4 protein-coding genes are annotated in these 4,480 nt (G+C 30.2%); 2 read left to right on the top strand and 2 right to left on the bottom strand.

Translation table 11 applies throughout. The features are described 5' to 3' along the window. Window positions 1–160: 160 nt before the first annotated feature. Window positions 161–1,276 carry a hypothetical protein gene (locus BG20_RS02585; protein WP_010190555.1) on the bottom strand — a complete coding sequence of 372 codons (1,116 nt, stop codon included), beginning with the start codon at window positions 1,274–1,276 and terminating at the stop codon, window positions 161–163. Then, the gene (locus tag BG20_RS02590) at window positions 1,273–2,493 is read right to left on the bottom strand and encodes a response regulator (RefSeq protein ID WP_048097004.1); all 1,221 of its coding nucleotides are present in this window, start codon (window positions 2,491–2,493) and stop codon (window positions 1,273–1,275) included. Before BG20_RS02590 ends, BG20_RS02585 begins: the two co-directional genes overlap by 4 nt. A 153-nt stretch (window positions 2,494–2,646) precedes the next feature. On the opposite strand from BG20_RS02590, the gene BG20_RS02595 reads away from it, so the two are divergent. Both BG20_RS02595 and BG20_RS12115 read left to right on the top strand, forming a co-directional pair. Beyond that, on the top strand, window positions 2,647–4,188 hold the full coding sequence (locus BG20_RS02595; RefSeq protein WP_010190557.1) for a sensor histidine kinase: 1,542 nt from the start codon (window positions 2,647–2,649) through the stop codon (window positions 4,186–4,188). 100 nt (window positions 4,189–4,288) lie between these two features. Beyond that, window positions 4,289–4,480, top strand: a 192-nt coding sequence (locus tag BG20_RS12115; RefSeq protein ID WP_048097003.1) for a hypothetical protein, incomplete at its 3' end; no start/stop codon positions are given.

Below are 4,480 nucleotides of genomic sequence, written 5' to 3' on the forward strand. Positions count from 1 at the left end.
TGCTTTGATATATTCTTCGAGATGCAATGCTTTTCTTTTCTTATGTGTACCTTTAAAATGATTGTCAAAAAATTGTTTTATGCAGGCTAAATACGTTTTAAAGCAAAATGATCTATTCTATCTACACTCTATGTTCTGATTATACCTAGTTTTTATAAAATTAATTCTCTTGAATTAATCCATTTCTGACAATTGCATCCACCCCATCCAAAAATATTCTATCTTCAAGTTTTTCATTTTGCCACAACATTGCACGATTTTTATACCAACTTGGAATTATAGGTGATTTTGATTCTGATTTTATTGAATGAGTGTCAAACGGAATAAATTTAAGAACGTCATACATTTTTGCTGGGTTTTTTAATATTTTTTCATTATTTTTGCCTTTTTTTATCTCATCTAATATTGAAAAACCATTTGAAATGGATAATTGAGTTGTTTTAGCCACCTTGTTTTTGGTTATTGGTACATCAACAATTTGTTTTAATGCATCCAGATAAAATTTATCGTCGATTATTCCATTTATCCACCATCCAGTAATCTGATGTAATAATTTTTTTACTGCATATGATGAATAAAGATCATCTGATAAATAACTCATTGAATTTTGGTTTACTACTTGTTTGAGAGGTGACATTACATTAAATTTTTGTCCTGAAACATTAGAAGTTATTGTGGATTTAATATCAGTACATCTTTCAGAAAAATCACTTATACAATCATTGTATTGTAATTTATCTGCATGAAGCATTCTCTCTATTGATTCTACATTGTGACCTTTATGTGACAAAATAAAATGCGATAATTCATGTGATAAAAGCCATGGAAATTCAGTATTGTCAAATGCTGAGCTATACTGAGAATGACTTGAAATTATTATTGCATGATTACTAGTTCGATCTGCCCCATAATGTGCATACAATCCCTCATATCCATATCTCATCATTAACTGATTACCTATCACTTCATCCAAAACTATGATATTCAAATTCACATCATTTGAATTTGAATTGCTAAAATACTGTCCAGACAATACACAATTACTTTCAAGTAGGCTATCATTCATCTTGTATAGTTGAAAATATCTTTTAACTATATTTTCTATCTCTTTAATTTTGGTTTCTTCAGAGAAATTACAACTTGATTTATCTGTAATGAATGTTAATTGCCATGAAATGCTATTTGGAGAAGATTCAGCATATGCATAGTTTGAGATTATTGAAATAGATGATGCCAAAAGTACTGATAACAAAAATAAATTTTTTATCTGAATCATTTTTCTAGACAACTCATTATTTGCTTTATATCGTATGGTTTGTATATCACATCAGTCGGATTGACTTTCTGCAGTTTTTTCTTGGTGGCAGCACTCATGTCTGCTGTAACCATGATTACCTTGGTTTTTGGGTCAATCTTACGAATCTCATCAAGTAGGTAAAATCCATCAAAATCAGGCATCATGATATCTAAAAATACTGCCTCAGGGCGAATTTTCTTAAATACGTCGATGGCCTTTTTTGCATCTGTACATCCTTCCACGGTTGATATGCCTTTGATTTCTAAATACTCTGAAAAAATATTTACTGCGTCAGGATCATCATCTACAACTAGTATTGTAGATTGTTTTTGTGAATGCTCTTTTTTATTTTGTTTATTTTCAATATGGATCCCTTTACCTGTTTCCCACAAAAATTTACACAAACTTTGCATATTTCTTACTATATCTTTTGAATTTGTAACCATGACCGATTCTTCACTCTTATTTTTGTTTGAATATGATGATGTGTTTCCTGACATCAATACTTGAGATTTGTTGCAAACCAGACGTCCTGATGTAGGAAGAGTTGTAATTTTGAAATATTTTATTCCTAATCTCTGAATATACTCTCGTTTTGATTCCAATTCATCATCCGTCATTAATTTGATTATGACTTTGCGTAGTGTTGCATTTTTGATTGCTTCTCTAACTGGTGTATAGTACATACGAATTAAATCCGACGGTGCCAAAACAATGTGTAACTCATCATTTGTTTCATCGATTAATTTTATGATTTGATCATAAATGTTATTTCTGTTAGAAACAATGGTTAATTTTGGTGTCTCTACTTCAGACTCGTGTAGTTTTAGCTTTGATAATATATTTAAGAACTTTGAACTATTTTTTTCCAAATTTTCAATTTTTTGTTTTTGTTTTATTATGATGTTTTTTAAAATCGTCTCAGGATCATTTGCTGAAAATTTAATTGGTGATGATAATGTTGATGTTGCAAATCCTAAATTTTTTAGATTCTCCAAGATTTTGTATGTTCTTACTCTTTCAATTTTCGTAAATGTACTAATTTCACTTGCTTTGGAAGACCCCAATCTAGCTAAACCCACATATGTTTGAGCCTCATCTTCCTCTAATCCAAAATCACGAAGGATGGTGATTTCATCCAGTTCATTATTTTGATTATGCTCATCCCCATTCAGGATGATTTCTTGAGTATTCAATGACAATTTAATGAATATTTGTTATATCTTTTGGTGTGTTTACGCTATTCACAAACAACATGCTTGGCAAAAAAATTTATCGCGTTTTGCCCTATTGTGCTAGCTTGTTTTTAACAAGCTACCCTTTAGTTCATAAATTAAGCAAAAAATACCATGAAACTTAAGAGTAAATTGTTACTGGAAGTTGTAATTTTATTCATTTTGATTGGAGGAATCTCTGCTATTTCTATTATTAACACAAAATATGTTCAAGAAACATTTTCCAGCATTAATACTGAAACACTTCCAATCTTAAACACATTAAAAAATATGCGATATGCCTCAACACATCTATCTGCGCTTACAAATGAAATTATTTTGATAGAAGATGAAACAAGAAATGCGTCTGAAAATGAATTTGCTGCATTAGAAGAGACATTGGAAACAAATTTCTATAAAATTGAAGAGGCAAAACTTTTGTTTAATGAATCCTTTTCTGAGTATTCTGATATTGTATCTAAAAGTTATCCTCAAGATGTTGATCAAATTGAACTTGTGGCAGAAAAGTGGAATGAAATGCTGTTTATTTCAAATAAAATGATTCAATTGAAAACTTCAGGTGCATCAGGTGGAACAATTCTAAATCTGAATAATGATTTTGATTTTTCTTACGTTGAAATGAATATGGCAATTGATAAAGCAATTGAACTAACTACAGCTAATATTGATCAAAGAGAAATTTACGTTGAATCTTTACTCCGTAATGTGACTTGGAGTATTATTATTGCATTGAATTTATTTGTTGCAACAACTCTTATTATTAGATTTTATATTTTAAGATCCATTTCAAAACCCCTTAATAAAATTAAAAGTGTTACTCGTGATATTGCTAAAGGAAATTTTGTATTATATCCTGAAAAAGGAAATGATGAAATTTCAGAATTAGGAAAAGACATCAATATTATGTCCAAAGATCTTAAAGAATTAAATAAAAAAATGATTGACCAAGAACGAATGACATCGATTGGAGGATTGGCAATCCGTCTTGCACATGACATTCGAAATCCATTATCGGTAATACAAAATGGTTTTGAAATTATTAAACTTAAAACAAAAAATAATTCTGATCCCAGTTTAAATTCCAACTTTGAGAGTATAAGTAGATCTGTTGCAAGAATTACTCATCAAATTGATGATGTTCTAAATTTCATAAATATCAGTGAATTACATAATAGTAAAAACTCATTGTCTTCTATCCTAAAATCAACTCTTCAAAGTATGTTGATTCCTGAAAATGTAAAGATAATTCTTTCTGAAAATGACTCAACAATACTATGTGATTCTTCTAAATTGAATATTGTTTTTAAAAATTTAATTGATAATGCTTGTTATGCGATTAATGGGAATGGAGAAATCCGCATTAGAATCATTGAATCACAAGATGATGTATTAGTCGAAATTGAGGATTCTGGTTCTGGTGTTCCTGATTCTATTCTTGAAAAAATCTTTGAGCCTCTATTTACCACAAAACAAGTTGGTACCGGTCTGGGATTATCTAGCTGTAAAAGTATTGTGGAGGCTCATGGTGGTAAAATATCTGTCAGGAATAATCCTACAACATTTACAATAAGATTACCAAAAAACCTCCAAAAAACTGAAGAATCTACGATAAATAATTCCCCAAACTCTATGATTGAGAGCATTTCTTACTCCTAGATGTTATCGAGTCATTTTTTAACGCATTCGTTTGTAATTTGATTACAAACAGAAGGTCTTAAGCTAATTGATGAAATAATTATTCAAGTTGAAAATTAATTTGAATGGTTATCTGCATACTTTACTTATTATATCTTTCTCTGTTTTACTCTTAACTGGAAGTTTTACTGGTGCTGGTTTAGCTTTTGCTAATTCTGGTAACGGTGCTGGTAACGGTGCTGGTAACGGTGCTGGTAACGGTGCTGGTAACGGTGCTGGTAACGGTGCTGGTAACGGTGATTCCTCACAACAA

Source organism: Candidatus Nitrosarchaeum limnium BG20 (genome assembly GCF_000241145.1).
In the GTDB taxonomy this organism is placed as follows: Archaea; Thermoproteota; Nitrososphaeria; order Nitrososphaerales; family Nitrosopumilaceae; genus Nitrosarchaeum; species Nitrosarchaeum limnae.

Excerpts from the sequence above, each read along its gene's own strand:
- BG20_RS02585 (WP_010190555.1), bottom strand. The coding sequence starts at position 1,276 with ATGATTCAGATAAAAAATTTATTTTTGTTATCAGTACTTTTGGCATCA.
- BG20_RS02595 (WP_010190557.1), top strand. The coding sequence starts at position 2,647 with ATGAAACTTAAGAGTAAATTGTTACTGGAAGTTGTAATTTTATTCATT.